Origin of the sequence: Stenotrophomonas maltophilia R551-3, assembly GCF_000020665.1 — a bacterium.
Taxonomy (GTDB): domain Bacteria; phylum Pseudomonadota; class Gammaproteobacteria; order Xanthomonadales; family Xanthomonadaceae; genus Stenotrophomonas; species Stenotrophomonas maltophilia_L.
In genome coordinates this window covers 2401068-2424811 of record NC_011071.1, presented here as the reverse complement: position 1 = coordinate 2424811, position 23744 = coordinate 2401068, and the positions used below count along the sequence as shown (strand labels likewise).

Annotated in this window: 24 protein-coding genes; 15 read left to right on the top strand and 9 right to left on the bottom strand. The window is 67.5% G+C overall.

The window, feature by feature from the left end; translation table 11 throughout:
- Position 1 precedes the first annotated feature (1 nt).
- Both copC and SMAL_RS11010 read right to left on the bottom strand, forming a co-directional pair.
- Positions 2–379: a copper homeostasis periplasmic binding protein CopC gene (copC, locus tag SMAL_RS11015; RefSeq protein ID WP_012511211.1), complete on the bottom strand. Its 378-nt coding sequence runs from the start codon at positions 377–379 to the stop codon at positions 2–4.
- A 111-nt stretch (positions 380–490) separates the two neighbouring features.
- Positions 491–1345: a helix-turn-helix domain-containing protein gene (locus tag SMAL_RS11010; protein WP_012511210.1), complete on the bottom strand. Its 855-nt coding sequence runs from the start codon at positions 1343–1345 to the stop codon at positions 491–493.
- Between the two features lie 188 nt (positions 1346–1533).
- Here SMAL_RS11010 and SMAL_RS11005 point away from each other — a divergent pair, with 188 nt between their 5' ends.
- On the top strand, positions 1534–3666 hold the full coding sequence (locus SMAL_RS11005) for a TonB-dependent receptor (RefSeq protein ID WP_041864527.1): 2133 nt from the start codon (positions 1534–1536) through the stop codon (positions 3664–3666).
- A gap of 114 nt (positions 3667–3780) precedes the next feature.
- Here the strand turns inward: SMAL_RS11005 and SMAL_RS11000 are convergent, their stop codons facing one another.
- The gene (locus tag SMAL_RS11000) at positions 3781–4257 is read right to left on the bottom strand and encodes a MerC domain-containing protein (protein ID WP_012511208.1); all 477 of its coding nucleotides are present in this window, start codon (positions 4255–4257) and stop codon (positions 3781–3783) included.
- Between the two features lie 32 nt (positions 4258–4289).
- On the opposite strand from SMAL_RS11000, the gene SMAL_RS10995 reads away from it, so the two are divergent.
- From SMAL_RS10995 to SMAL_RS10960, 8 genes are all read left to right on the top strand, one after another.
- Positions 4290–4823: a ZrgA family zinc uptake protein gene (locus SMAL_RS10995; protein WP_012511207.1), complete on the top strand. Its 534-nt coding sequence runs from the start codon at positions 4290–4292 to the stop codon at positions 4821–4823.
- Positions 4820–5515, top strand: coding sequence for an ATP-binding cassette domain-containing protein (locus SMAL_RS10990; RefSeq protein WP_032129457.1), 696 nt, complete (start codon positions 4820–4822; stop codon positions 5513–5515). The genes SMAL_RS10995 and SMAL_RS10990 overlap by 4 nt, the downstream gene beginning before the upstream one ends.
- Positions 5508–6761, top strand: coding sequence for an ABC transporter permease (locus tag SMAL_RS10985; RefSeq protein ID WP_012511205.1), 1254 nt, complete (start codon positions 5508–5510; stop codon positions 6759–6761). Before SMAL_RS10990 ends, SMAL_RS10985 begins: the two co-directional genes overlap by 8 nt.
- Before the next feature lie 2 nt (positions 6762–6763).
- Positions 6764–7315: a DUF3299 domain-containing protein gene (locus SMAL_RS10980; RefSeq protein WP_012511204.1), complete on the top strand. Its 552-nt coding sequence runs from the start codon at positions 6764–6766 to the stop codon at positions 7313–7315.
- Entirely contained in the window at positions 7305–7925 is a 621-nt protein-coding gene (locus SMAL_RS10975) for a DUF3299 domain-containing protein (RefSeq protein WP_012511203.1), read from the top strand. Before SMAL_RS10980 ends, SMAL_RS10975 begins: the two co-directional genes overlap by 11 nt.
- Entirely contained in the window at positions 7925–8674 is a 750-nt protein-coding gene (locus SMAL_RS10970) for a hypothetical protein (protein WP_012511202.1), read from the top strand. Before SMAL_RS10975 ends, SMAL_RS10970 begins: the two co-directional genes overlap by 1 nt.
- A gap of 181 nt (positions 8675–8855) precedes the next feature.
- Positions 8856–10388, top strand: a complete 1533-nt coding sequence (locus tag SMAL_RS10965) for an MFS transporter (RefSeq protein WP_012511201.1) — start codon at positions 8856–8858, stop codon at positions 10386–10388.
- A gap of 4 nt (positions 10389–10392) precedes the next feature.
- Positions 10393–10950, top strand: a complete 558-nt coding sequence (locus SMAL_RS10960) for a TetR/AcrR family transcriptional regulator (protein WP_012511200.1) — start codon at positions 10393–10395, stop codon at positions 10948–10950.
- 117 nt (positions 10951–11067) lie between these two features.
- Here the strand turns inward: SMAL_RS10960 and SMAL_RS10955 are convergent, their stop codons facing one another.
- A complete protein-coding gene (locus tag SMAL_RS10955; RefSeq protein ID WP_012511199.1) occupies positions 11068–11949 on the bottom strand; it encodes an AraC family transcriptional regulator in 882 nt (293 codons plus the stop codon).
- A 106-nt stretch (positions 11950–12055) separates the two neighbouring features.
- Between SMAL_RS10955 and SMAL_RS10950 the strand changes: the two genes are divergently transcribed.
- Positions 12056–12592 (top strand): carboxymuconolactone decarboxylase family protein, encoded by a 537-nt coding sequence (locus SMAL_RS10950; RefSeq protein ID WP_012511198.1) that lies wholly within the window; start codon positions 12056–12058, stop codon positions 12590–12592.
- A gap of 38 nt (positions 12593–12630) precedes the next feature.
- On the opposite strand, the gene fdhD is transcribed toward SMAL_RS10950, so the two are convergent.
- Entirely contained in the window at positions 12631–13479 is an 849-nt protein-coding gene (gene fdhD / locus SMAL_RS10945) for a formate dehydrogenase accessory sulfurtransferase FdhD (RefSeq protein WP_012511197.1), read from the bottom strand.
- Between the two features lie 243 nt (positions 13480–13722).
- Here fdhD and SMAL_RS10940 point away from each other — a divergent pair, with 243 nt between their 5' ends.
- The 3 genes from SMAL_RS10940 to SMAL_RS10935 all read left to right on the top strand — a co-directional run bounded on the left by SMAL_RS10940 (position 13723) and on the right by SMAL_RS10935 (position 17025).
- Positions 13723–16008, top strand: a complete 2286-nt coding sequence (locus tag SMAL_RS10940; protein ID WP_012511196.1) for an FdhF/YdeP family oxidoreductase — start codon at positions 13723–13725, stop codon at positions 16006–16008.
- Between the two features lie 25 nt (positions 16009–16033).
- Positions 16034–16369, top strand: coding sequence for a hypothetical protein (locus tag SMAL_RS20790; RefSeq protein ID WP_079993562.1), 336 nt, complete (start codon positions 16034–16036; stop codon positions 16367–16369).
- 116 nt (positions 16370–16485) lie between these two features.
- The gene (locus SMAL_RS10935; protein ID WP_012511195.1) at positions 16486–17025 is read left to right on the top strand and encodes a DUF411 domain-containing protein; all 540 of its coding nucleotides are present in this window, start codon (positions 16486–16488) and stop codon (positions 17023–17025) included.
- A gap of 173 nt (positions 17026–17198) precedes the next feature.
- Here the strand turns inward: SMAL_RS10935 and blaL1 are convergent, their stop codons facing one another.
- The 4 genes from blaL1 to SMAL_RS10915 form a co-directional block, all read right to left on the bottom strand.
- Complete coding sequence (gene blaL1 / locus SMAL_RS10930; protein ID WP_012511194.1) at positions 17199–18071, bottom strand: L1 family subclass B3 metallo-beta-lactamase; 873 nt, start codon at positions 18069–18071, stop codon at positions 17199–17201.
- A 95-nt stretch (positions 18072–18166) separates the two neighbouring features.
- Positions 18167–20596: a TonB-dependent receptor gene (locus SMAL_RS10925; protein ID WP_012511193.1), complete on the bottom strand. Its 2430-nt coding sequence runs from the start codon at positions 20594–20596 to the stop codon at positions 18167–18169.
- Between the two features lie 71 nt (positions 20597–20667).
- On the bottom strand, positions 20668–21519 hold the full coding sequence (locus tag SMAL_RS10920) for a FecR family protein (protein ID WP_012511192.1): 852 nt from the start codon (positions 21517–21519) through the stop codon (positions 20668–20670).
- A complete protein-coding gene (locus SMAL_RS10915; protein ID WP_012511191.1) occupies positions 21516–22040 on the bottom strand; it encodes an RNA polymerase sigma factor in 525 nt (174 codons plus the stop codon). The genes SMAL_RS10920 and SMAL_RS10915 overlap by 4 nt, the downstream gene beginning before the upstream one ends.
- A 203-nt stretch (positions 22041–22243) precedes the next feature.
- Between SMAL_RS10915 and SMAL_RS10910 the strand changes: the two genes are divergently transcribed.
- On the top strand, positions 22244–22510 hold the full coding sequence (locus SMAL_RS10910; protein ID WP_012511190.1) for a hypothetical protein: 267 nt from the start codon (positions 22244–22246) through the stop codon (positions 22508–22510).
- A gap of 9 nt (positions 22511–22519) precedes the next feature.
- Positions 22520–23692, top strand: a complete 1173-nt coding sequence (locus SMAL_RS10905; RefSeq protein WP_012511189.1) for a low temperature requirement protein A — start codon at positions 22520–22522, stop codon at positions 23690–23692.
- The last annotated feature ends 52 nt before the right edge of the window (positions 23693–23744 follow it).

Below are 23744 nucleotides of genomic sequence, written 5' to 3'. Positions count from 1 at the left end.
CTTACTTCACGGTGAAGCGGTAGTTGCCGGTGATCGGGTGGCTGTCCTGGCCGACCGCGCGCCACTGCAGCGCGTAAGTGCCGGCAGGCAGCGGCTTGGCGAAGCGCGCGCGCAGGGTGTGGCCGTCCTCTGAGATCTCCTGCGCAGTGGTCGGCATCGCCATCTTCATGCGGCCATGGTCCATGCTCAGTTCGATGCGGGTGGCACGCGGCATCACCTTTTCACTGAACTGCAGCTCGATCTGGCTGGCCGGGGCCACGGTGGCGTCGGCGGCCGGCGTTGCGCGCACCAGGCTGGGATGGGCCAGCGCCAGCGGTGCGACCGCAAGGCCGGACAGCAGCAGGGCGAGCGAGGTGGGGCGGAGCAGGGAGCGGATCATGTGCGGGAACGCCTGTCGGGAAGTTGCCCTCAGGGTGATGCAGCGCGCCTTTCGCTGCCCTGACGCGAACATTACCGGTCTGTAATGTTGGCTGCCGGCCCGCAGCCGGCGCTACCGGGCCCGCGACTGCGCGATCCAGGCTGACGGCGAACAACCGACCACACGCCGGAAGGCCGCGCTGAACTTGCTGGGATTGGCGTAGCCACTGGCCAGCGCAACCTCGGTGACGCTGCATCCCTGGGCCAGTGCCCCGCGCGCCCATTGCATGCGGCGTCGGGTCAGGAACGCATAGGGTGGCAGGCCGGTGGCGGCGCGCAGCGCACGACCGAACGTGGACGGGTCCATCTGCACCGCAGCGGCCAACTGTGCGACTTCAAGAGGCTGGCCATGCTGTGCATCGATGTAAGCCTCCAGCTGCTGCAGTCGCCGCGTGGACAGTGCCGTGTCCCTGCCGCGTTCCCTGCAGGGAAGTCCGGCAAGCTGACCCAGGCGATGCAGCAGGACCTGGGCGCCATGCTCGAGGAAGCCGGGCAGGCAAACATCGGCCTGCGCGCTGCACCACAACGCCTGCAGTACCGAAGTGATCACCGGGTCGTGGTGCAGCCGCGCCGCCAGCGGCTGCAGGTGTTGCAACCGCTGCGGATCCTGCGGATGCAGGCGGGTATCGATGGCGATGCCGAGCAGATCGACCGCGGGGCTGGCATAGGTGCCGGTGTCTCCCGGCAGCACCAGGTTGAACTGGCCGGGCCGCCACGGCGCCTGCAGCAGGCCGTTGAGGGTGCGTTGCTGCAGCCGTCCGCCGCCGTCCACGGCCAGGCCCAGGCGAAGCTGGTGCGGATGGCCCATCTCGCCTTCGCTGGCGTCGAAACGATGGCGCAGCAGCACCACCGCACCGTCATCGCTGGCGTAGGCAGCAGGGGCCTGCGACCGGGTTTCCTGCAGCAACTGGTCGGCGAGGGCGGGCATCACGGATCCGGGAATGGAGCGGCGCTGCCGGAAATGGAGTGGCGGCAGGACGCTAATGTTACAGGATAACACTCTTGTCCCGCGCTGCCGCCGCCCGCGCGTCCGCCACTCCATCCGTCGAGGTTCCCGCTTTGAAGTCGTCTACGCCTGCTGCCGCGCTCATCGCAGCATCCCTGCTCGTTCCTGCCTTGCCCGCCCTTGCCCAGCAGGCCGACCCGGCCACGCTCGACGGTGTCCGCGTCACCGGTTCCAAGCGCGATACCCCTTACCTGAAGAGCGATCTGTCGGTGACGGTGCTCGACAGGCAGGCCCTGAAAGAAGCGGGCGTCACCGAGTTCCGTGACCTCGACAAGCTCGCGCCGAACGTCAAGTTCAATGCGATGGGCCAGCTCAGCAACATGTTCATCTCGATCCGCGGCATCGAGTCCAATCCATTCCTGGTCAATCGTGCCTCGGTCTACATCGACGGCATTCCGTTCCGCGAACTGAGCAATGCCGTGCTCAACCAGGTCGAGTCGGTGGAGGTGCTGCGCGGTCCGCAGGGCACGTTGTATGGCGCCAACAGCGAATCCGGCCTGGTGCTGGTGCGTACGCGTGGTCCTGCGGACAAGCGCGAAGGCGAGGTCAACCTGCGCAGCACCTGGTTCGGCAACGGCAACGGCACCGCCATCGATGGCTTCCTCGCCGGGCCACTGAGCCGGGACGGCAGCCTGTCCGGCTCGGTGGCGTTCATGGGTTCCGATGAGGACGCCTACCTGAAGAACCTCACGCCTTCCGGTGCGCGCGGCAAGGTCGGCGAAGGCTACCTCCAGGGCAAGCTGCGCTGGCGGCCGAGCGACTACGTTTCGGTGAACGCGCTGGCCTATCACCTGCGCACCCGCGCGCCGGGCATGTTCGAGTATGAATACCTGCCGCTGGATACCGGCCTCTACAACCGCACCTACGGCACATCGCTCAATGGCGGCCGCCGTGCCGGTGACTTCACCTACATCAACGACGCGCCCAAGCGCACCGAAAAGGACGAAACGGTGGCCGGCCTCAGTGCGCAATGGCAGCTGCAGGCCGGCACGCTGGACGTGGCCGCTTCCTGGCGGGACGAGGAGGTGACCTCGGCCGGCTACGACTTCGACATGACCAACAGCCCGGCATTGGCCGGTCGCATCTACGACAGGAAGAAGGAATGGACGGCCGAGGCGCGCTTCAGCTCGCTCAGCGACCAGGCGTTGACCTGGATGGCCGGTGTGTCGACCTACCGCAACAGCAAGGATTCGATCCTCGGCACCTTCGTCGGCCCGGCGCTGCACGGGCTGGACAGCTACAACCTGGCACCGCGGCAGACCTCCAAGGGCGAGGACTACAGCGTCTTCGCCACCGCCAGCTATACCTTCCCGGCGGTGCCGAAGCTGACGGCCAGCGCCGGCCTGCGCCATGAGCAGGCACGGCGCGCCACCGAACAGCGTGCCGGTGCGCTGGATCTGGGCGCCGGTGGCCGTGTGCTGTACCGCGATGCCGCGCTGGCACATACCTTCTCGGCCACGCTGCCGCGGGTGTCGCTGCGCTACGACGCCACTGACGACCTGTCCTTCTACGCGGCCTCGGCCAAGGGCTACATTCCGGGTGGCTTCAATCTGGCTGCGGCGCAGAGCGATGTGGTCAACGACAAGGTGCTGCGCTACGAGTCTGAACGCATGTGGAGCCATGAGCTGGGCTTCAAGATGAACCTGGCCGGCGGTCGTGGCCACATCGGCGGCGCGCTGTTCCACATCACCTCGGACAACTGGCAGGAGATCCAGGTGGCCACCGATGCCAACGGCCGCCCGATCTCGTCGGACTACGTAGGTTCGGATGCCTCGATCCGTTCCCGCGGTGCCGAGCTGGAGGGCGTGTTTGAAGTGCTGCCGGGCTTCACCCTGATGGCGAATGTGGGCTACGTCGATGCGAAGTACACCAAGCTGTGGGTCAGCGTGGACCAGAACCTGGATGGCAAGCGGGTCAAGCTGACCCCTCATTACACTGGCTATCTGGCGGCGCGCTATCAGTTCGACTCGGGCATCTATGCACGGCTGGAATCGCAGTTCACCGGCTCCAGTGCACTGGATGAACGCAACCGCGCGTTCCAGCCCGCAGTGGCCGTGCTCGGCGCTCAGCTGGGCTACGAGACCGGGCCGTGGAGCGCGCGGGTGTTTGTGCAGAACCTGACCAACAAGCGCCGCATCAACGGCCTGATCTTCGACAACCTGGCCTTCGGCCGCGACGGCAACTACTACGGACCGGTCGACAGCCCGCGCATCTTCGGCGCGGAAGTGGGTTACCGCTTCTGAGGAGGCGGGCCGTGCGCCGGCCAGCGGCCGGCGCTACCGGCGGTGGTGCGGCGCAGACGGCCCGCGCTTCCAACGAAACGGTAGTGCCGGCCGCTGGCCGGCATCTTCGGAACGCTACCGGTGCTGGTGCAATGCCCGCCGGTTGCCGATGTGCGCGCATGCAAGCAGCACGCCACCGCAGGCGGTGGCCACGCCATGCCAGAGCAGCGATTCCTTCAACGGCAGGTACAGCGACGCCGACACCAGCAGGATCGCGCCAACCACGGCCAGCCGCACCGGCAGCCAGCGCCCATGCCGGTACAGCCCGGCCGTGGTACTGGCCAGCGCCAGCGTCGAGGCCATCAATGCGAACAACCATTCCCAGCGCGACATCATCAACAGCAGCGTCATCACGCCGTGGCCGGGGTGCTGGAACGAGCGAAGCGCCATCATTGCCGCCGGCACGAAGGCCAGCAGCAGCGGGAGGGCGATGCAATGGGCGGCGCAGGCCAGCGACAGCCAGGCGCCGGCCAGATCGAAACGGGGATGCCAGCGTGCCGAAGTTGGCGGCTGGGCCAGAGCCCTTGCGGGGGTCGGGGGGATGTGGTCCATTATGTTACATAGTAACAATTGGAGTCTCCCCCATGAAGCTTCCTGCTGCTCTTTTCCTGCTGCTGGCTGCCAACGCGGCCCAGGCACACGATGTCCGCCAGCACGCGCCACACGTGCACGGCCAGGCCACTGTTGATCTCGCTCTCGACCAGGGAACGCTGGAGTTCGCCCTGCAGGCGCCGGGCATCGGCATTCTTGATTTCGAGCGACCGCCCGCCAACGCGACCGAGCAGGCGGCACTGTCGCGCGCCACGGCATTGCTGAAGGGCGGCAGCTGGGTCACCCTGCCCACCGCCGCCAACTGCCGCCTGGCCAGCAGTGACGCCAGTGCCGAAGGCTTCGCTGCGACCGCCGCTGCGCCAGCGGCCGGGCAGCATCGCCACGCCGGTTTCAGTGCCAACCTGCAGTATCGCTGCACGAATCCGAGTGCATTGCGCGCCCTGGTCGTGCGCCTGCCGGTGCTGTTCCCCGGGTTGCACGAAGTCATCGTCAACAGTGCGACGGCCAACGGCCAGGACCGCAGCGTGCTGAGTGCCGACAACCTGCGCGTGGTGCTGGCGCCGTGAGCACGCCAGCGGTGATCGCCCTGGAGGATGTGCAGTTCGGCTACGCAACACGCCTGGTGCTGGATATCCCGCAGCTGCTGATAGAGCAGGGCAGCAGCGTGCTGTTGCGTGGAGTGAGCGGTGGCGGCAAGAGCACCTTGCTCGGCCTGCTGGCCGGCGTCCTGCTACCCGGCAGGGGGCGCGTCGAAGTGGCGGGTCACGCGCTGCAGATGATGCGGGGTGCCGCGCGCGATCGCTTCCGTGCCGATCACCTGGGCGTGATCTTCCAGCAGTTCAACCTGCTGCCGTTCCTCAGCGTGCGCGACAACATCGCGCTTGGCCTGCGCTTTTCTCCGGTGCGCAGTGAGCGCATCAGCGGGCCGCTGGACGACGAGATCCTGCGCCTGCTGGAAGCGCTGCAGCTGGACCCGGCGCTGTCCAAGCGTGCGGCCGGTACCCTGAGTGTCGGCCAGCAACAACGCGTGGCCGCCGCACGCGCCCTGATCGGCCGCCCCGCAGTACTGCTGGCTGACGAGCCGACCTCGGCGCTGGATCGCCAAGCCGCGACCGCCTTCCTGCAGCTGATGTCCGCACAGTGCCGGGCCGCCGGTACCACGGTTCTGGTGGTCAGCCACGATGAAAGCCTGCAGCCCTTGTTCGACCGCACCATCGCGTTGTCGCAGATCAATCACGCAGGTGGCACCCATGCTTGAACTTGCCTGGGCCAGCCTGCGCAGCCGCGCATTGAGCGTCAGTCTCACCGTGCTGGTGATCACCCTCAGCGTGGTGCTGCTGCTCGGTGTTGAGCGCGTGCGCACGCAGGCGCATGAAGGTTTCGCCAGCACCGTTTCAGGCACGGACCTGATCGTCGGTGCCCGCTCCGGGCCGGTGAACCTGCTGCTGTATTCGGTGTTCCACATCGGCGACCCGACCAACAACGTGTCCTGGCAGTCCTACCAGGAGCTGTCCTCGCTGCCGCAGGTGAAGTGGGCGGTGCCACTGTCGCTGGGCGATTCGTGGCGCGGCTACCGGGTGGTCGGCACCAGTGGCGGCTACTTCGAGCACTACCGCTACGGAGCGGGACATGCGCTGGCGTTTGCACAGGGGCGGCCGTTCGACGATCTGTACGACGCCGTGATCGGCGCAGAGGTGGCGCACGCGCAGAAGGTCGGCCTCGGCGACGAGATCGTGCTGGCCCACGGCACCGGCGCGGTCACGCTGGCAACGCATGCCGACAAGCCGTTCCGTGTGGCTGGCATCCTGCAGCGCACCGGCACGCCGGTCGATTCGTCGGTGCTGGTCTCGCTGCCGGCCATCGAGGCGATCCATGTCGACTGGCGCTCCGGCGTGCAGCTGCGCAGCCAGAGTGTCAGCGCCGAGCAGGCGCGCCATCTGGACCTGACCCCGACCAGCATCACCGCCTTCATGCTCGGCCTGAACTCGCGCATCGCCACGTTCTCGGTACAGCGCAGGATCAACGAGTATCCGGATGAGGCGATGCTGGCGATCCTGCCCGGCGTGACCCTGCAGCAGCTGTGGCAATCACTGGGCACCGCCGAGCGGGCACTGCAGCTGATCAGTGCGATGGTGGTGCTGCTGGGCATGGTCTCGCTGGTGGCGCTGCTGGTCTCGACCCTGCAGGAGCGCCGGCGCGAGATGGCGGTGCTGCGTGCCATCGGTGCACGCCCGGGCTATATCGCCAGCCTGCTGGTGGTGGAGGCAGTGGCGACCAGCGCGCTTGCCTGCGTGCTCGCACTGGCCGCACTGGTGGTGGCCAGCCTGGCTGGGCGTGGCTGGGCGCTGGCCAACTTTGGCCTGTCGATCACCCACATCTGGCCGCATGGCCGCGAACTGGCGTGGGTCGCAGGTGTGCTGGCGATCAGCGCGGTGGCCGGCCTGGTACCGGCGCTGCTGGCCTATCGGCGCACGCTGGCCGATGGCCTGTCACCCGGGGGCTGAGCATGCGCTGGTTGCCGCTGTTGCCAATGTTGCTGGTGCTGACCGCCTGCGAACGCCCGGTCGATACCGGCGTGCAGGCGCTGCCACCGTCACCGGTGGTCGATCGCGATGCCCCGGCAGCTGCCGAGGAACAGGAACTGGACTGGTTGCAGATGATGCCGAAGGAAGAACTGGCGGCGCTGGAGCGCGGCGAGGGCCCGGAGGTCGAGCACAACGGCAACCGGCGCATGCCGCAGTTCGGTACGTTCCGCACCGTGGACACCGTACTGCAGCGGCCGGTGCGCTTGCCGGGTTACGTGGTGCCGCTGGCCAACGCGCAGGACGGGCGGCTGACCGAATTCCTGTTCGTGCCGTACTACGGCGCCTGCATCCATGTGCCGCCGCCACCGCCGAACCAGATCGTGCACGTAGTGCTGCCGCGCCCGATCGAGATGCCGGACATGTATTCGCCGTTCTTCCTGGCCGGCACCCTGCGCGCCGAACGGCTGGACGATGATCTGGCCGGCTCCGCCTACACCATGCGCGATGCGCAGCTGAGGCCGTATGAACCGTAGCGTCCTGATCGGATTGGCGTGCTGCCTGGGCTTGCTGGGGTGTACGCAGGCGGGTGGGGGCACCGCGACCGTCACCGCGGCACCGGCAGCGGCGCAGCCGGCCACGACCGAGGCGCCCATCGACCGCTGGGATGCACTGCGGCCTGACGAAGTGACCTACCAGCGCCCGCCGCCGCTGATCGGCCTGTCACGCAATGGCATGGACGGGGTGGGCGGGCTGATCGACGACACCGGCTCGGGCACGCCACCGGGGCAGGAGATCGACCATTCCAGTCCCGATCGCGCCAAGCAGTTCGGTTCATCGCAGGTGGTCGAAACTGCCGATGGCCGCGCCGTTGACCTGGATGGCTACGTGGTGCCGCTGGGCACCAACGACGCAGGACTGGTCGACGAACTGTTGTTCGTGCCGTTCTACGGGGCCTGCATCCATGTGCCGCCACCGCCGCCGAACCAGATCATCCATGTGACCCTGGCCACGCCGATCGCGCTGGGCGACCTGTGGGATCCGTACCGGTTGGCCGGTCGCCTGCAGGTCAAGCGCTTCGATGCGGATATAGCCAGCGCGTCCTACGACGCCGCAGCGGCGACGCTGACGGCGATCCACAACTGATGCGCGCGCGCTGGATCATCGCTGCGGTGGTGTTGGCGGCAGCAGGCGTAGCGTTGGCGGTGTGCTGGCAGCGGCGCGCCGTAGTCCCGGAGCCTCCGGCGGTCGCGTTTCCGGCACCGGCAGCCGATGCCAGCCAGCGCATCGAGCAACGCCTGGGCGAAGACCACGCCTTTCGCAATGATGTGCTGTTCCTGCTGGCGGCCACGTTGCGCGACCGCTGCCAGCCGGCACAGACGGGGCTGCTGGCGCGTATGGCCAATCGTGCATCGTTGCCGGTGCTGGCGGCGGTCAGTGCGGTGACCCAGCAGGATCCAACGCTGGACCGGCCGATCTACCAGTACATCCAGCATCGTGCAGACGCCACGCGTTGTGGCCAGCCGCTGCAGATGCCGTTGGCCGGTGGGCGCAGCATGCAGGTGGACATCGAACAGTACGCGCGCACCTTCCCGGACAGCTATTTCGATCCACAGAGCAGCAGCGAACCGCGTGATTTCGGTGGCCTGTCGCTGCAGCAGCGGGCAGGCAACGCCTGCAACAGCGTGGTGTATTCGGTGTTGCCGCTGGGGGGCACCGATTGGCGGTGCAGCAGCCTGCGTGCCAATGCGCGTGCGCGGGTGCGGGGCCTGTGCGAGGACGAACTGCGGCGCCAGCATGGGGCAACGGGCGGGGAGCTGGACATGGCCGTGGGGCAGGGCATGCAGGGTGCGGTGGTGTCGGTGATCGTCGCGCTGCCGGAAGACTGCCGGTAGCGCCGGGCCATGCCTGGCGGCCTTGTTGCGGGTACCCCGTTGGCCGGGCATGGCCCGGCGCTACCGTTCTCCGGAACATGAACACTGCCCGGGACGAAATCTGAACGTCTGGCGCCCTTCTCATAACTATACAGGACATCCTGTATAGTTATGGCTGTACTCCACCCCATCAGGTTTCCCCATGGCTTTGTCCCAGCCCTTGGCCGGCGCTCCGGCCCTGTCGCGTGCCCGTCGCTGGGCACTGTTGTTCACTGTCGCCGCTGGCCTGCTGCTGGTCACGCTCGACAACTCCGTGCTGTACACCGCGCTGCCCACCCTCACCGAGGAACTCTCGGCCAGTGCCGGCCAGGCGCTGTGGATCATCAACGCCTATCCGCTGGTGATGGCCGGCCTGCTTCTGGGCGCCGGTACGCTTGGTGACCGCATCGGTCACCGCCGCATGTTCCTGATCGGCCTGGTGGTTTTCGGCACCGCCTCGCTGGCGGCGGCTTTCGCCGACAGCGCCGCACAGCTGATTGCCGCCCGTGCGTTCCTGGCGGTCGGTGCGGCGGCGATGATGCCGGCCACGCTGGCGCTGATCGGCCTGAGCTTCCACGAAGAGCGCGAGCGCAACATTGCCATCGCGATCTGGGGCTCGGTGGCCATCGTCGGTGCGGGTCTCGGCCCGATCATCGGCGGCTGGCTGCTGCAGCACTTCTGGTGGGGCTCGGTGTTCCTGATCAACGTGCCGGTGGTGGTGGTGGCCTTCGTTGCAACCCTGCTGCTGGCACCGGAAGGCCAGCGCGATACCTCGCGGCCGTGGGACCTGGTGTCTTCGTTGCTGGCATTGGCGGCGCTGTCCGGCCTGGTGCTGGCCATCAAGTCGCTGATCGCCACGCCGCCGTCGTATGCGCTGGGTGCCGGTGCGCTGTTGCTGGCCGTCATCAGCGGCGCGGCGTTCGCACGTCGCCAGCGGCAGTTGCCGTACCCGTTGCTGGACTTCGCGATCTTCCGCAATCCGGCGTTCCTGGCCGGCACGCTGTCGGCGGTATTCACCCTGTTCGCGATGGCTGGCCTGCAGCTGGTTACCACCCAGCGTTTCCAGCTGGTGGCGGGCTTCACACCGCTGCAGGCAGGCCTGCTGGTATCGGTGGCGGCGCTGGGCAGCCTGCCCAGTGCGCTGCTGGGTGGCAGCATCCTGCACCGCGTGGGCCTGCGCCCGCTGATCTGCGGTGGCCTGGCGGCTGGCGCCGTGGGTGTCGGTGTTGTGGCGTTCGGCTTCCCGCACGGCCTCGGCTGGGTGGTGGCGGGAATGGCGATCACCGGTTTCGGCATGGGCTCGGCCATCTCGGTGGCGTCCACTGCCATCCTCAACAACGTACCGGCGCACCGCGCGGGCATGGCCTCGTCGGTGGAAGAGGTGTCCTACGAGTTTGGTGGCCTGCTCGCGGTGGCGATGCTGGGCAGCCTGAGTGCGGCAATGTACGGCGCCTTCCTGCCGGTCCCGGCGGACATGCCCGAGCTTGCCCGCGAGGGCTTCACCCAGGCGCTGCATGCCGCACGCGAAAGCGGGCAGGGCGAGTGGTTCGCGCTGGCCGCGGCCGCATATGACCGTGGCTACCAGATCGTGCTGCTGGTGATCACGGTGGTGCTGGCAGTGGGCGCGGCGATCATCGCGCGCCTGTTGCGGGGGCGCGTCGGTGGCCGCGAGGGTGCGGCCGATCGCGTAAAATGACGCGATGAGAACCAGCAAGCGCGACCGCATCCTCGACGCCGCCGTCAACGTGATCAATCGTGACGGCGTGCGCGCGGTGACCTTCGAGTCGGTGGCCGCCGAGGCCAAGCTGACCCGTGGCGGCCTGCTGTACCACTTCCCGTCGCGCGAAGCGCTGCTGCGCGGCATCGACGAGCATCTGGTGCAGGCCTGGGAAGCGTCGATGGAGGCGCTGCTGGGCAAGACCGCAGGCGAGGCCACGGCGCTGGAGCGCTACCAGACCTTCGTGCGTGTGTCGGCGCAGAGCGCCACCCGTGCCGAGCTGATGTTCATGCTCGAATCGGCTGACCCGGACGCCGACGAGCGCCCGTGGGGCCCGGCGGTACGGCGCTGGGCGCCGTTGCCACCGTCGGCCGCGGAACAGGATCCGGCCGCGCTCGACAATTTCGTAGCGCGGCTGGCGGCCGATGGCCTGTGGATCTATGAAGCGATGTACGAAGGGCAGCTGGATGAAAGCGTGCGCGCCCAGGTAGCGGAGCGCATCGCCGGGCTGCTGGCGAAGTCTGATGGAACGTCCAGCTGAGCCGTCGACCGACGCGGGGACGTCGCTCTTGGTAGAGCCGACCGCTGGTCGGCTGCTCACGAAAACCCCGCGCTGCGCGCGATAGTCGACCAGCGGTCGACTCTACCCCTCACCCATTTACCCGACCTGTGCTGCGGTCGCCGCCAACCACGCCCTGGGCGACGCCCCCAACCGCTTGCGGAACGCCTTCGACAGCGATGCGGTATCGGCAAACCCGACTTCGATCGCCACCTGCTTGACCGCCACGCCCGCACGCAACTGCGCGCAGGCAAGGCTCAGTCGCCAGTCCAGCAGATAGCTGGCCGGCGTGGCCTGCATCACCTCCTTGAACACCGCTGCGAACGCACTGCGCGACATGCCGGCTGTCGCGGCCATGCGTGGCAGCGTCCACTCGTCCTGTGGCGCCTGGTGCATTGCCACCAGCGTACGTGCCAGCCGCGCATCGGACAGCCCACGCATCAGCCCGTGGCTGACCCCGGCCGCATCGGGATGATCCACCACCCAGCGCAGGATCTGGATCAACGCCACCTCGAACAGGCGGTTGGTCAGCAGCCGCGAACCGCAGCGTTGGCGGTCGGCCTCGGTGAACAGCAGATGCAGGGTGTCGTCCAGCTCGTCGATCGCGGCCAGCGGCACCACCATCACCGGCGGCAGCGATTGCACGATGGGATTGCGCGCGCCGCCATCGAAATCGAGCGTGGCGCAGGTGAAGTCGGGGCCATCCAGCGGCGCATTGAAGAACACATGGTGCAGCGGTTGCGGATACAGCAGCAGGCTGGGCGCGTCGATCTTCAAACGCGGCAGCGCGATATCGCCATCGGGATGACGGACCTCCATTTCACCCTGGCGCAGGATGTGCAGGAACGCCCGACCGGGCTGCGGCTCGAAGACATGGCGCCCGCACAGAGGACCGCTGTGGAACAGCGCGGCCTGCACCCGGAAGCGTTCCAGCAGAGAGGAGAGGCGGTCGGGTGCGGAGGTGTCGGCGGGCATGCTCATGGACGAATGGACAACATGTGTGGCTGATTGCGACCAATACGTCCGTCGAGTCTACCTAGGATGAGCGGGTCGTCCAATCCCGGGCGCTTTCCCAAGGAGATCCACCATGTCCCGTGTCCCCCTGATCGATGCTTCCGCCACCACCGCCGACCGCGAGGCGCTGCTGGGCCAGGTCCACGCCGCCTTCGGCGCCACCCCGGCCATGTTCCGCGCCGTGGCCAATTCGCCGGCCGCCCTGCAGAGCATGTGGGGCTCGTTCGGCGCACTGGGCGGCGGTCGCCTGTCGCCGTTGCTGGGCGAGCAGATCGCCGTCGCCATCGCCAACCACAATGCCTGCGGGTACTGCCTGGCCGCGCACACGGCGCTGGGTCGCAAGGCCGGCGCCAGCAGCGAGCAGATGGCCGCCGCGCAGATCGGCCAGTCCAGCGATCCGGCCACCTCGGCGGCACTCGACTTCGCGCTGAAGGTGGTTGAACAGCGTGCACAGATCACCGACGGTGATGTGCAGGCGCTGCGCGCAGCCGGCTTCGATGACGAGCAGATCGTCGAGATCCTCGCCCATGTGGCGCTCAACCTGTTCACCAACTACGTCAACGTGGCGTTCGACGTGCCGGTGGACTTCCCCAAGGTGGCGCTGCGCTGAGGTCCATCAGGCCGGGGGCGTCTTGCTCCCGGCCGTTCTCAGTTATCGTGGCTGTCGTCCGCCTGCAGCCGTTCGGGATGGGTATACACATTGAACCCGCTCTCCCGCGCGAACCCGACCAGGCACAGTCCCGCACTGCGGGCCAGGTCGATCGCCAGCGCGGTCGGCGCCGACACCGCTGCCAGCACGCTGGCACCCGCACGTATCGCCTTGCTGACCATCTCATAGCTGGCGCGGCTGGAAATCACCAGCAATCCACCGTCGATGGCGTGCTCGTTGTGATGCAGGGCGCCGATCAGCTTGTCCAACGCATTGTGACGGCCCACATCCTCGCGCACCCAGCCAATCCGCCCGCTGGCATCGGCCCAGGCCGCGGCGTGCGTCGATCCACTCACCGCATTCATCGGCTGATGCTGCGCCAGCGTGGCCAGCGCCCGCTGCAACGCGGCATGAGGATAGGTGCGGCGCTCGCGGATCTGCGGCAGCGGGCGCAGCACATCCTCCAGCTGGCGCGTGCCGCACAGGCCGCAGCCACCGCGACCGGGCAGCAGGCGGCCATTGGCCGGATCCAGATCGGCGCCGGGTGCGTCGTCGGAAACGGTCATCTGCAGTTCGATGCCCTCCAGCTGCGGGCGGACCTCGATCGACAGCAGTTGCGAGGGCGTAGTGATCAGCCCCTCGCTGAGCGAAAAACCCAGCGCGAAGTCTTCCAGGTCGCAGGGCGTGGCCATCATCACCGCGAAGGCGGCGCCGTTGTAGCGCAGTGCAACCGGCACTTCCTCGGCCACCACGTCGACCTGCTGCTGGTGCCCCTCGCTGCGCCAGCGCTGCAACGGGCGCTGGGCCGTGCCGGCAGGCGGGGTGTGCGGCGGGGTCGAGTCAGGCATGCAGCGCGTCCGGGCAAGGGAAATACGCAGGTGGTGGACCACCCACGGCTTCGAGAATAGCGCAGTGGCCGGGCGCTGACGCGGGTGTAACCGTTGTCATGGCAGGCTGCGCTGAAAACAGCGTCTGCCTCTGGCGAAGCGGCCTTGTCCGTGCTTGACTGCGGGGCTGGTCGCGCTGCAGAAGCCGCATCCGGCCCGTCTCGCGCCGTTGATTGTTGTGTTCCTCCCGCCAGGTTCCCGAACATGTCCGAGCAGAAGCCGCCGCGTTACAAGCCCTACAACCAGCCGGCCGGTGGCTGGGGTGCCGCCGGTGCCACGGCCAAGGTGCTGTTGCAGCAGAGTGTGATCGGCAAGGGCTCGAAGGCGCTGCTGGCAATGAACCAGCCCGGTGGCTTCAAGTGCCCCAGCTGTGCGTTCCCCGATGCCGACGAACGCAAGAAGCTGGAATTCTGCGAGAACGGTGCCAAGGCGCTGGCCTGGGAAGCCACCCAGTTCCGTGCCGGCCGCGAGCTGTTTGCCCAGCACACGGTCACCGAGCTGATGGCGCAGACCGACTACTGGCTGGAGATGCAGGGCCGGCTGACTGAGCCGATGCGCTATGACGCGTCCACCGATCATTACGTGCCGTGCAGCTGGGACGAGGCGTTTGCCTTGATCGGCCGTCATCTGCAGGCGCTGGACAGCCCGCACCAGGCGGAGTTCTACACCTCCGGCCGCACGCCCAACGAAGCTGCATTCCTGTATTCGATCTTCGTGCGCGAGTTCGGCACCAACAATTTCCCGGACTGCTCGAACATGTGCCACGAGCCGACCAGCCGCGGCCTGCCGCCGGCCATCGGCGTGGGCAAGGGCACCATCGTGCTGCAGGATTTCGAGCACGCCGAGGCGATCTTCGTGATCGGCCAGAACACCGGCACCAATTCGCCGCGGATGATGAGCAACCTTGTCGAGGCGCGCAAACGCGGCATCCCGATCGTGGCGGTCAATCCGATGCCCGAGCGCGCGCTGATCCGTTTCGCCGAACCGCAGGACATGGTGCAGATGGCCACGTTCGGTTCGACCGAGATCACCAGCGAGTTCGTGCACATCCGCATCGGCGGCGACCTGGCCCTGATCAAGGGCATGATGAAGGTGATGTTCGAGCGCGAAGCGCAGGGCGAGCGCGTGCTTGACCACGATTTCCTGGCTGAGCACACGGTAGGCCTGGACGCACTGCGCGCGGACGTGATGGCACAGGACTGGAACGAGATCGTGCAGGTCTCCGGCATCACGCAGGCGCAGATCCGCCGCTGCGCCGAGATCTACATCCGCTCCAAGGCCACGGTGATCTGCTACGGCATGGGACTGACCCAGCATCAGTATGGATCGACCCTGCTGCAGCAGGTGGCCAACCTGCTGTTGCTGCGTGGCAACTTCGGCAAGCCCGGCGCAGGCATCGGACCGATCCGTGGCCATTCCAACGTGCAGGGCGACCGTACCGTCGGCATCGACGAGAAACCCAAGCCGGCCTATCTGGATCGCGTGCAGCGGGTGTTCGGCTTCGATCCGCCGCGCGAGCACGGTCATCACGTGGTCGAATCGATCGAGGCGATGCTGGACGGCAGCGCCAAGGTGTTCATCGGTATGGGCGGCAACTTCATCCACGCCGTGCCCGATACGCCGCGCGCGTACGAGGCCATGCGCGGCCTGGAGCTGACGGTCGGCATCGCCACCAAGCTCAATCGGGGTCACCTGGTGCATGGCCGCGATGCCTTGATTCTGCCGGTAGTCGCGCGTTCGGAGCGCATCGTTACGCCTGCCGGCGAGCAGTTCGTCACCATCGAAGACGCGATGTCGAACGTGACCGCTTCGCGCGGCGTGCTCGAGCCGGTCAGCACGGACGTGCTCCCGGAGGTCGAGATCGTCTGCCGCATGGCGATGGCAACATTGCCGCACAGCAAGGTCGACTGGGCGGGGTGCATGCATGACTACGCTCCCATCCGGGAGCTGATCGCGGCGGTGTACCCGGAGATCTACGCCGGCTTCAACGAGCGGATCCAGCAGCCGCATGGCTTCCACCTGGACATTCCACCGCGCCGTCGGGTGTGGCCCACGCCCAACGGTAAGGCCAACATCCTGGTGATGCCAGGCCTGGACGTGGACGCGCCGGTGGACGATCCCGGGATGCTGCGGTTGGCCACGGTGCGCTCGCACGACCAGTACAACACCACCATCTACAGCTACAACGACCGCTACCGCGGCGTGTACAACGACCGCATGGTGCTGTTCATGAACATCGAGGACCGGCTGGCGCGCGGGCTGGAGAAGGAGGCGTTGGTCTGCCTGGAGACGATCAGCGGCGATGGCGTGCAGCGGCGCATCGAAGGCCTGACCGTGCTGGACTACCCGATGCCGCGCGGCGCCCTGGCCGGTTACTACCCGGAACTGAACCCGTTGTTGCCGCTGGACTACTACGACCGGGTCAGCGGTACCCCAGCGGCCAAGTCGATCCCGGTGCGGATGAGCGCAATGGTGGCGGCGATTGCGTGACCCGCGCATCGGCTATCATCGTCGGGTGAACCTGCCTGGCCTGCTGCTGCGATGGATGCTCCTCCTTGCCCTGGTGCTGAACGCACCGGCGCTTGCGGTTGCCTCATCCTCGTACGCGGCGCAGTCCAGCGCGGACCATTGCGCCGCACCGCATTCGGCGGCCATGGCCGGATGCTGCGACGAGGCAGCATCAACGGTCTGCCAGAGCAATGAGTGCGAATGCCCGCCGGCCAGCCTCGGCATGCTGGCCACCCTGAGCGGAACGCCAGCGTCACCCTGGCGTGAGGCGCCTTTGCCAGCCAGCGCCCAGCAACGCGCACCGCCGCCGATGCCGGATCCGCTACGGCCGCCCATCGTGTGATTCCCTGCAGGCCTCAAGCGCCTGCCGTAGCTGCTCGACTCATTCTCGACTCTGCCTGTGCCTTCGATGCGCAGGCAGCGGGCCGCGTTGCCCGCATCTGCAAAGGAATCAACACCATGAACCGCTCTCTCTCCCTCGGCCTGCTGCTGGGCACCGTGCTGGCCACCACCGCCTGCGCGCGTGCTGCCGAAGAATCGCCTGCTGCGCCGGTTGACAGCCAAGCCCCGGCGGCACCGATCAAGGCCAGCCCGTCGCAGGTGGATCCGGCACTACCCATCGCCATCGTGCACAAGACCGCCAGCTGCGGCTGCTGCGGCATATGGGTCGACCACCTGAAGGCCGAAGGCTTCCAGGTGGATGTGCGCGATACCGATGACATGAACCCGATCAAGGTCCGGCTGGGTGTGCCGGTCGGCAAGGCGTCCTGCCACACCGCCGAGATCGGTGGTTACGTGGTTGAAGGCCACATCCCGGCCGAGGACATCAAGCGACTGCTGGCCGAACGTCCGGCGGCGCGTGGGCTGGTGCTACCCGGCATGCCGGCCGGTTCGCCGGGCATGGAAATGCCGGACGGCTACGTGCAGCCGTATACCGTCGAGCTGGTGCGCACCGATGGCACCACCGAGCCGTTCGCGCAGCACGGCCAGGGCGGCTGACAGTCACGGGTGCCGGTGGTATTGACCGGCACCCTTCCACGCGTCCTGTGTAGAGCCTAGCCCACGCTCGGCTTGCTCTTTGTAGAGTCGAGCCCACACTCGACTTGCTTTTTTGTAGAGTCGAGCGATGCTCGACTGCTCTGCTTCAGTCGAGCAAGCTCGACTCTACAGAATCAGCGGGCGCGGGCTGTTTCCTTGGCCAGCTGTGCGTCGAACTTCTGTTCGGCCGCATCCGCGTAGGCCTTGCAGGTCAGCGCCTTGGCGCTGGCCTTGCTGCCGGAGGCGTAGTCCCAGTTGCTGGCACCCGGATGCGGGGTCAGCAACACGTCGCAGGGCAACGCCCGCACCGTCGCGAAGCTGCGCCTGTAATCCTCGATCAGGTGCGGATAACGGGGGTTGCTCTGCAGCTGGTATCCCGGTGCACTCAGGCTGTCGGCGTAGGCGATGCGCACCGGCTTGCCCTCGCGGGTATCGGTCCAGGTCCACGCGGTGCTGCCCGGGGTGTGCCCCGGCATGAAGTGCGCGGTGAACGCGATGCCGCCCACGGTGACCACTTCGCCATCCATGATGATGCGATCGACACTGGCTGGCGGATAAGTGATGTCATCACCGAAGTGCAGATCGTCGCTGCCACCGCGCGCCAGCAGCACCGCCGATTCGGCGTTGGCCGCTACTTTGGCGCCCGTACGGCGCTTCAGCTCCGCCACCGGCCCGGCATGGTCGGCGTGTGCGTGGCTGAGCAGGATCAGCCGCAGGTCCTGCGGGGCCACGCCGCGCGCCTTCATGTTGTCCAGCAGGTGGCTGGCCATCTGTGGCATGCCGCCGTCCAGCAGCACTCCCCCCTTGGCGGTCTGCACCAGCAGTGCGGTCAGGTTCTCGGTGCCGATCTGCCAGGTGTGGTCAGCAATCTGCAGCGGTGCCATCGGCTGCAGCCAGGAAGCATCCACGGTGTAGGCCCGCAACTGCGGCAGTGGTGCCTCGGCGGCGCTGGCGTGCGCGACCGGAAGAACAGCGGCCAGTGTGACGGCGAGCAGGGAAAAACGCATGGTTCACGTCCGTTTGAAGGAGGCCCAGAAACTAGCATGGGCCTCCTTCATCGCGTCGCGCATAGATTTCATGGCTCCCATAAGGGCGCTATGGTTCAGTACCGGTACTGCCACCCCAGCGTCAGCACCCGGCCACGGCCCGAGAAATAGCTCGGGTTCGACGGCGTGGTCTGCGAGTAGTAGCTGATGTACTGCTTGTTCGCCAGGTTCTGCACGCCCAGGGTGAAGCTGTGCTTGTCCAGTACGTAGCGAGCCACCAGGTCCAGCGTGGTGTAGCCCTTGAACTCTGCCACCCGCGCGCCACGCAGGTCGAAGTCGCGGTCGAAGGCGTGGCTGGCCTGCAGGCGGGTGCTCAGCTGCGGCGTCCAGCTCTGCTCCCAGAACGCGGTCAGCCGGTTCGGCGCGATGTTCACACCAGCCAGGTCGCTGTCGAGGCGGCCGTCGACGTTGGCGTCGTAGCGGCCGTTGGCGCGCGCATAACCCAGGCCCAGCCGGCTGTCGCCCAGGTGCAGGCGCAGGTTGCTTTCGAAGCCTTCCACGCGGGTGGCCTGGCGCTGCACCGCATAGGCGTCGATGCCCGGGTCGTAGATCAGCACCGAGCCCAGCTTGGATTCAGAGGTGTAATAGGCGATGTCACCACTGAACCGGCCATCGTCGTACTCCAGGCCGATCTCGCGGTTGTCCGACACCACCGGTGACAGATCAATCAGATTGTCCACGCGCTGGCCGTCGCGGTTGATCGCACGCAGCACGCGGCCGACGTCGGCCACGGTGTAGCCTTCCGAATACGAGGCGTAGGCGTTGAGGCGATCGTTGATGTACCAGACCGCGCCGAAGTTGGGCAGGGTCTCGCTCATGGTCGGCTTGCCGCCAGCCACCTTGCGTGCGCCGTAGCGGGGTAGGGTGGTGTAGTCGCCTACTTCCAGCTCGCCCTTTTCGTAGCGCAGGCCGCCGGACAGCATCAGATGGTCGGTCGGCCACCAGTGCAGCTGCAGCAGCGGCGACAGGCTTTGATAGGTGGTCTGCGGTACCCAGTTCATGCCGCTGGCCAGCAGCACCTGGTGGGTGCGATCGCGCAGGCCGTCCAGGCCCAGGGTCACGTCCAGCGTGGTGTCGGCGATGCGGGCCCAGCTCTGGGTCAGCTTGAAGCCGCGCTTGTCCGATTCGTTCTGGGTCTGGTCCCAGGCGGCGTTGGCGCCGGTGTTGCCCCACGGATCCCACTGGCTGGCGCCATAACGGCCTTCGAAGTCCACCGCGAAGGCCTGCGCCTGGAAGCGGCCACCGAGCAGGTCGGCGGCGCTGTAGTCCAGCGTCAACGAACGCGAGCGGTTCATCGGCGGCTCCAGCGGGGTATCGCCGGGCACCGAAATGGTTGGGCGACCGGTGCGGTAATCACCGTTCACCGCCAGGTAGTTGTCCAGCCCGCGCAGCTCGTAGCGGTTGGCCATCAGCTGCAGGCGGTGGCCCTCGGCAATGTTCCAGCCCAGCTTGGCGAACACGTTCGACGAGGTCGAATCCATCAGTTCGCCCTGGGCGTTGGTACCGATCGAACGGCCCTCGCCGTCGTGGTACAGGCCCTGCTTCTCATAGGCCAGGCCGGCCACCAGATCGAACTGCTCGCCGCGCACGCCGACCAGTGCCGAGCCGCGCTGGCCGTTGTCATCACGGCGGCTGGGCAGCGCCGAGCTGTAGCTGATGTTGGTATCGAGCAGGAAGGCGCCCGGCTCGCTGGGCGCGCTGCGGGTGATGATGTTGACGATGCCACCGGTACCGCCGATGCCCTGCAGTGCGTTGGCGCCGTGGATGACCTCGATGCGTTCGATCATCGCCGGATCGATGGTGTGCGAATCACGTGAGCCATCGCGCAGCGGCGTCGACTGCGGCACGCCGTCGACCATGTACAGGATGCCGCGGCCACGCATGGTTTCGCCGTAGTTGGACATCTTCTCGCGCGCCGGGGCAAACGCCGGGATCTGCGCCGACAGCACGCGCGAGACGTCCGAGCCCAGCGCCAGCTGCTGCGCGATGTCCTCGCGGGTCAGCACGGTGATGGTGTTGGGCATCGCAGTCTCACCCTGCGGCATGCGCGCGGTCGAGGCCGATACCGTGACGCGGGCCAGCGAAGTGGTCGTGGCCGGGGACGCTGCCGATGACGCGGCCCGGGCCGGAGCGCGGGGCTTGGGCGATGCCGGCGCGGCATTCACCACGAACACCCCCGGCGAGCGCTCCTGCATCGCCAGGCCTTGCCCGGCCAGCAGGCGCTGCAGGGCGTCGTGCGGGGTGTAGCGGCCGTCGAGTGCGGGCGCGTTGCGGCCGCTCACGCTGTCGGCCGCGAACAGCAGCTGGATGCCACTCTGCCGCGCCAGTGTCGTGAGCGAAGCCTGCAGCGGGCCGGCCGGCAGGTGCAGTTCGACGGGTGCGGACGCAGCGGTCTGCGCGGTGGCGGGCAGCGCCGCACACAGGCAGGCTGCGAGCAGGGTGGGGGCCAGCCGGCGCAGCGCGGCGGGCGGAACAGGGCGGGTCATGCGGGGGTCCTTCGGAAGGGTTCAAGCACTTGCCGGATGGGACGGCGCGCAACCCACCCTCGGCGTGGCAATCAATCGCGGGCGCGCAGATGCAGGCTGCCGTCGGCGGCGGTATGCACCTGGACCGGCAGGATCTCCGGCAACAAGGCGACCGCCGTCTCGGCACGATCGGCATCGAACACGCCCGACACCTGCAGCGGACCCAGTGCCGGGTCGTCCAGCACGATCGGACGGTCGTGATAGCGCTGCAGGATGCGCAGCACCTCGCTCAGTGGCATGCGGTCGAACTGCAGCCGGCCGGTGGTCCAGTCGGCCCGGTCCGGATCCACGGCTTCCGGCGGAGACAGCGAGCCTGGCTGGGCCAGCAGGCGCTGCCCCGGCTTCAGCCGCTGCTCGGTGTCGCCGCCATCCACGCTGACACCGACCTCGCCGCGCCACAGCGTGACTTCGCTGAGATCGCCCTGGCGGTCAACATCGAACACCGTGCCGTAGTTGCGTACCTGTACCGGCCCGGCATCGACCTGGAAGCGGCGCCACGCCGAATGCTGCACCTCGAAGCGCGCATGGCCCTGCGCCAGCAGCACCTGCCGCGAACGCAGATGGCGACGGACCTGCAGGTGGGTTCCCGCGTCGAGCAGCACGCGGCTGCCGTCCGGCAGCTCGATGTCGCGGCGCTCGCCGACGGCGGTCTGGTAGTCACGCACCTGCCAGGCCGGGTCGGCCAGCAGCAGCGCGGCGGCCGCCAGCAACAGCACCGGCAGTACCCGTTTCGCGCCAGATCCGCCGCGCCGCCGCTGCAACTGCTCCGGGCCTGGCAACGGGAAGCGTTCCTTCAGTGCCTCCCGGTGCTGATCGAGCGTGTCCTCGGCGGACGGTTCGGCGGGCGCCGACGGCGTTGCCGGATCGGGTGATGCAGGGCTCACCACAGCGCACCGTGCAGCCGGCAGTCGGCCATGGCCAGGCGCAGATGACGTTCCACTGCCTTCAGGCCGATGCCCATCCGCTGCGCCACCTCGGCCTGGGGCAGCTCGTGGATCTTGTGCAGGATGAACACCTGCTGCCGCCGGCAGGGCATGCGCTCGATGCTGGTGGTCAGCCGCTGCAGCGCCTGCTGGCCCTGCGCCTGGCGCTCAGGTCCGGGGCGCTCGCAGGCGCCTTCGGGAAGCTCGGCGCGGGGCTCCACCCAGTGCCGGCGCAGATCCTCGGCGCGGCAGCGGTCGACCGCCGCATCGTGGGCGATCCTGCGCAGCAGCGCGATCGGTTGGCGGGCGTCATGCGCGGCCGGGCGTTCCAGCAGGCGCACACAGACATCGTGCACCACTTCGCGGGCCAGCCCGGGCGAGCGGAACCGGCGATGCAGGTAGTCCACCAGTTCCTCGTAGTGGCGCACCAGCGAGGTCACCAGCGGCAGCGCAGGTGGGCGGGGAAGTGTCGGCTGGGACATCCGGACGGGCAGCAAGGGTGAGAGGCGGGTGCCGGGAGGTCATCCCTGCGCAATGACGCAATACTAATGGGAACTGTTCTCGTTTGCCATGCCGCGATCGTCAGGGCGATTGTTCGCCGCGTCTGGAAAGTGAATCCACGATCATCGGCTGGAGCGCAGAATCGCCCACGGCTAGCCTGCCTGCAGGCTCAAGGAGGTGGACCATGCATGTGCTTCTGGTGATGGTGGGCGGCATTGTGCTGTTGGGAGTGTTCCTGTTGTTCGGACGGCTGTGGAGCGTAGGCACCTCACAGCTGCCCACGGCCCTGATCGCGTTCATTGCCACCTGGCTGTTGGTGACGGTGGCCAACCTGTGGGTGGGCGTCAGCAAGGCCGGCTACGGGGTTCGTGAAGAACTGCCGATCCTGCTGCTGGTGTTCGCGGTGCCGGCCCTGCTGGCCGGTCTGCTCTACTGGCGCCTGGCGCGCTGAAGGAAGGCCATGAGTACACGACTGCGATTGCCGGCCCTGCGCCAGCGCGACGGCCACCACGCCCGCGTGACCTACGAAGAACTGTTCTTCGACCTGGTCTACGTGTTCGCGGTCACCCAGCTCAGCCACCACCTGTTGCACCATCTGGACTTGGCCGGCGTGCTGCAGACCCTGGTGCTGTGGTTTGCGGTGTGGCTGGGCTGGCAGTACGCCTGCTGGGTCAGCAACTGGTTCGATCCGGAGGCACCGCGCATCCGTGGCCTGCTGTTTGCCACCATGCTGTTGGCTTTGCTGATGTCGTCGTCCATTCCCGAGGCCTTCGCCGATCGCGCCTGGGTGTTTGCCGGGGCCTACGCCACCATGCAGGTCGGGCGCACCGCCTTCGTGTTGCTGGAGGTCGGTCGCACGCATCCGCTGGCGCCGAACTTCCGCCGCATGCTGGCCTGGGTGAGCGTATCGGCCTGCTTCTGGCTGGCAGGCGCGGCAGCCGAGGGCAATACGCGGCTGGCGCTGTGGGCGGTGGCGGTGGCCTGCGAGTACGTCTCGCCGATGTTCGGCTTCGCGTTCCCGGGGCTGGGCCGTTCGCACACCCGCGAGTGGACCATCGAGGGCGGGCATCTGGCCGAGCGCTGCCAGCTGTTCGTCATCGTCGCACTGGGCGAGACGCTGCTGGCGACCGGCGGTGTGCTCAGCGAAGTCGAGCAGTGGAGCGGGGCGGTGGTGTCGGCGGTGCTTGCCACCTTCGCCGGCACGATCGCCATGTGGTGGCTGTACTTCGGCATCTCCAGCCGCGACGCCACCGAGGCCATCAGCCATGCTGAAGACCCCGGGCGGATGGGGGCCAACTTCCATTATGTGCACGCGCTGCTGATCGCCGGGATCATCGCTACGGCGGTGGGCAATGACCTGGTCATGGACCACCCGCATGCCGCGGTGACGTCGGTGTATGCGGCCGTGCTGGTGGCCGGCCCGTTGATCTACCTGCTGGGCAGCGCGCTGTACAAGCGCGTGGTGTACGGTCGCGCACCGTACTCGCATCTGATCGGTGCGGTGGCACTGGGCGTGATGGGTTTCGTATTGCCGCAGACCCATCTGCTGGCCGCTGGCTGGCTGACCAGTGCGGTGCTGCTGGCGGTGGGGCTGATGGATACGCGGTTGAAGCACCGCCTGCAACGAGCGTGATCTTGTCCGGTATCCAGCACGTGCCGGGTAGAGTCGACTGTTAGTCGACTGC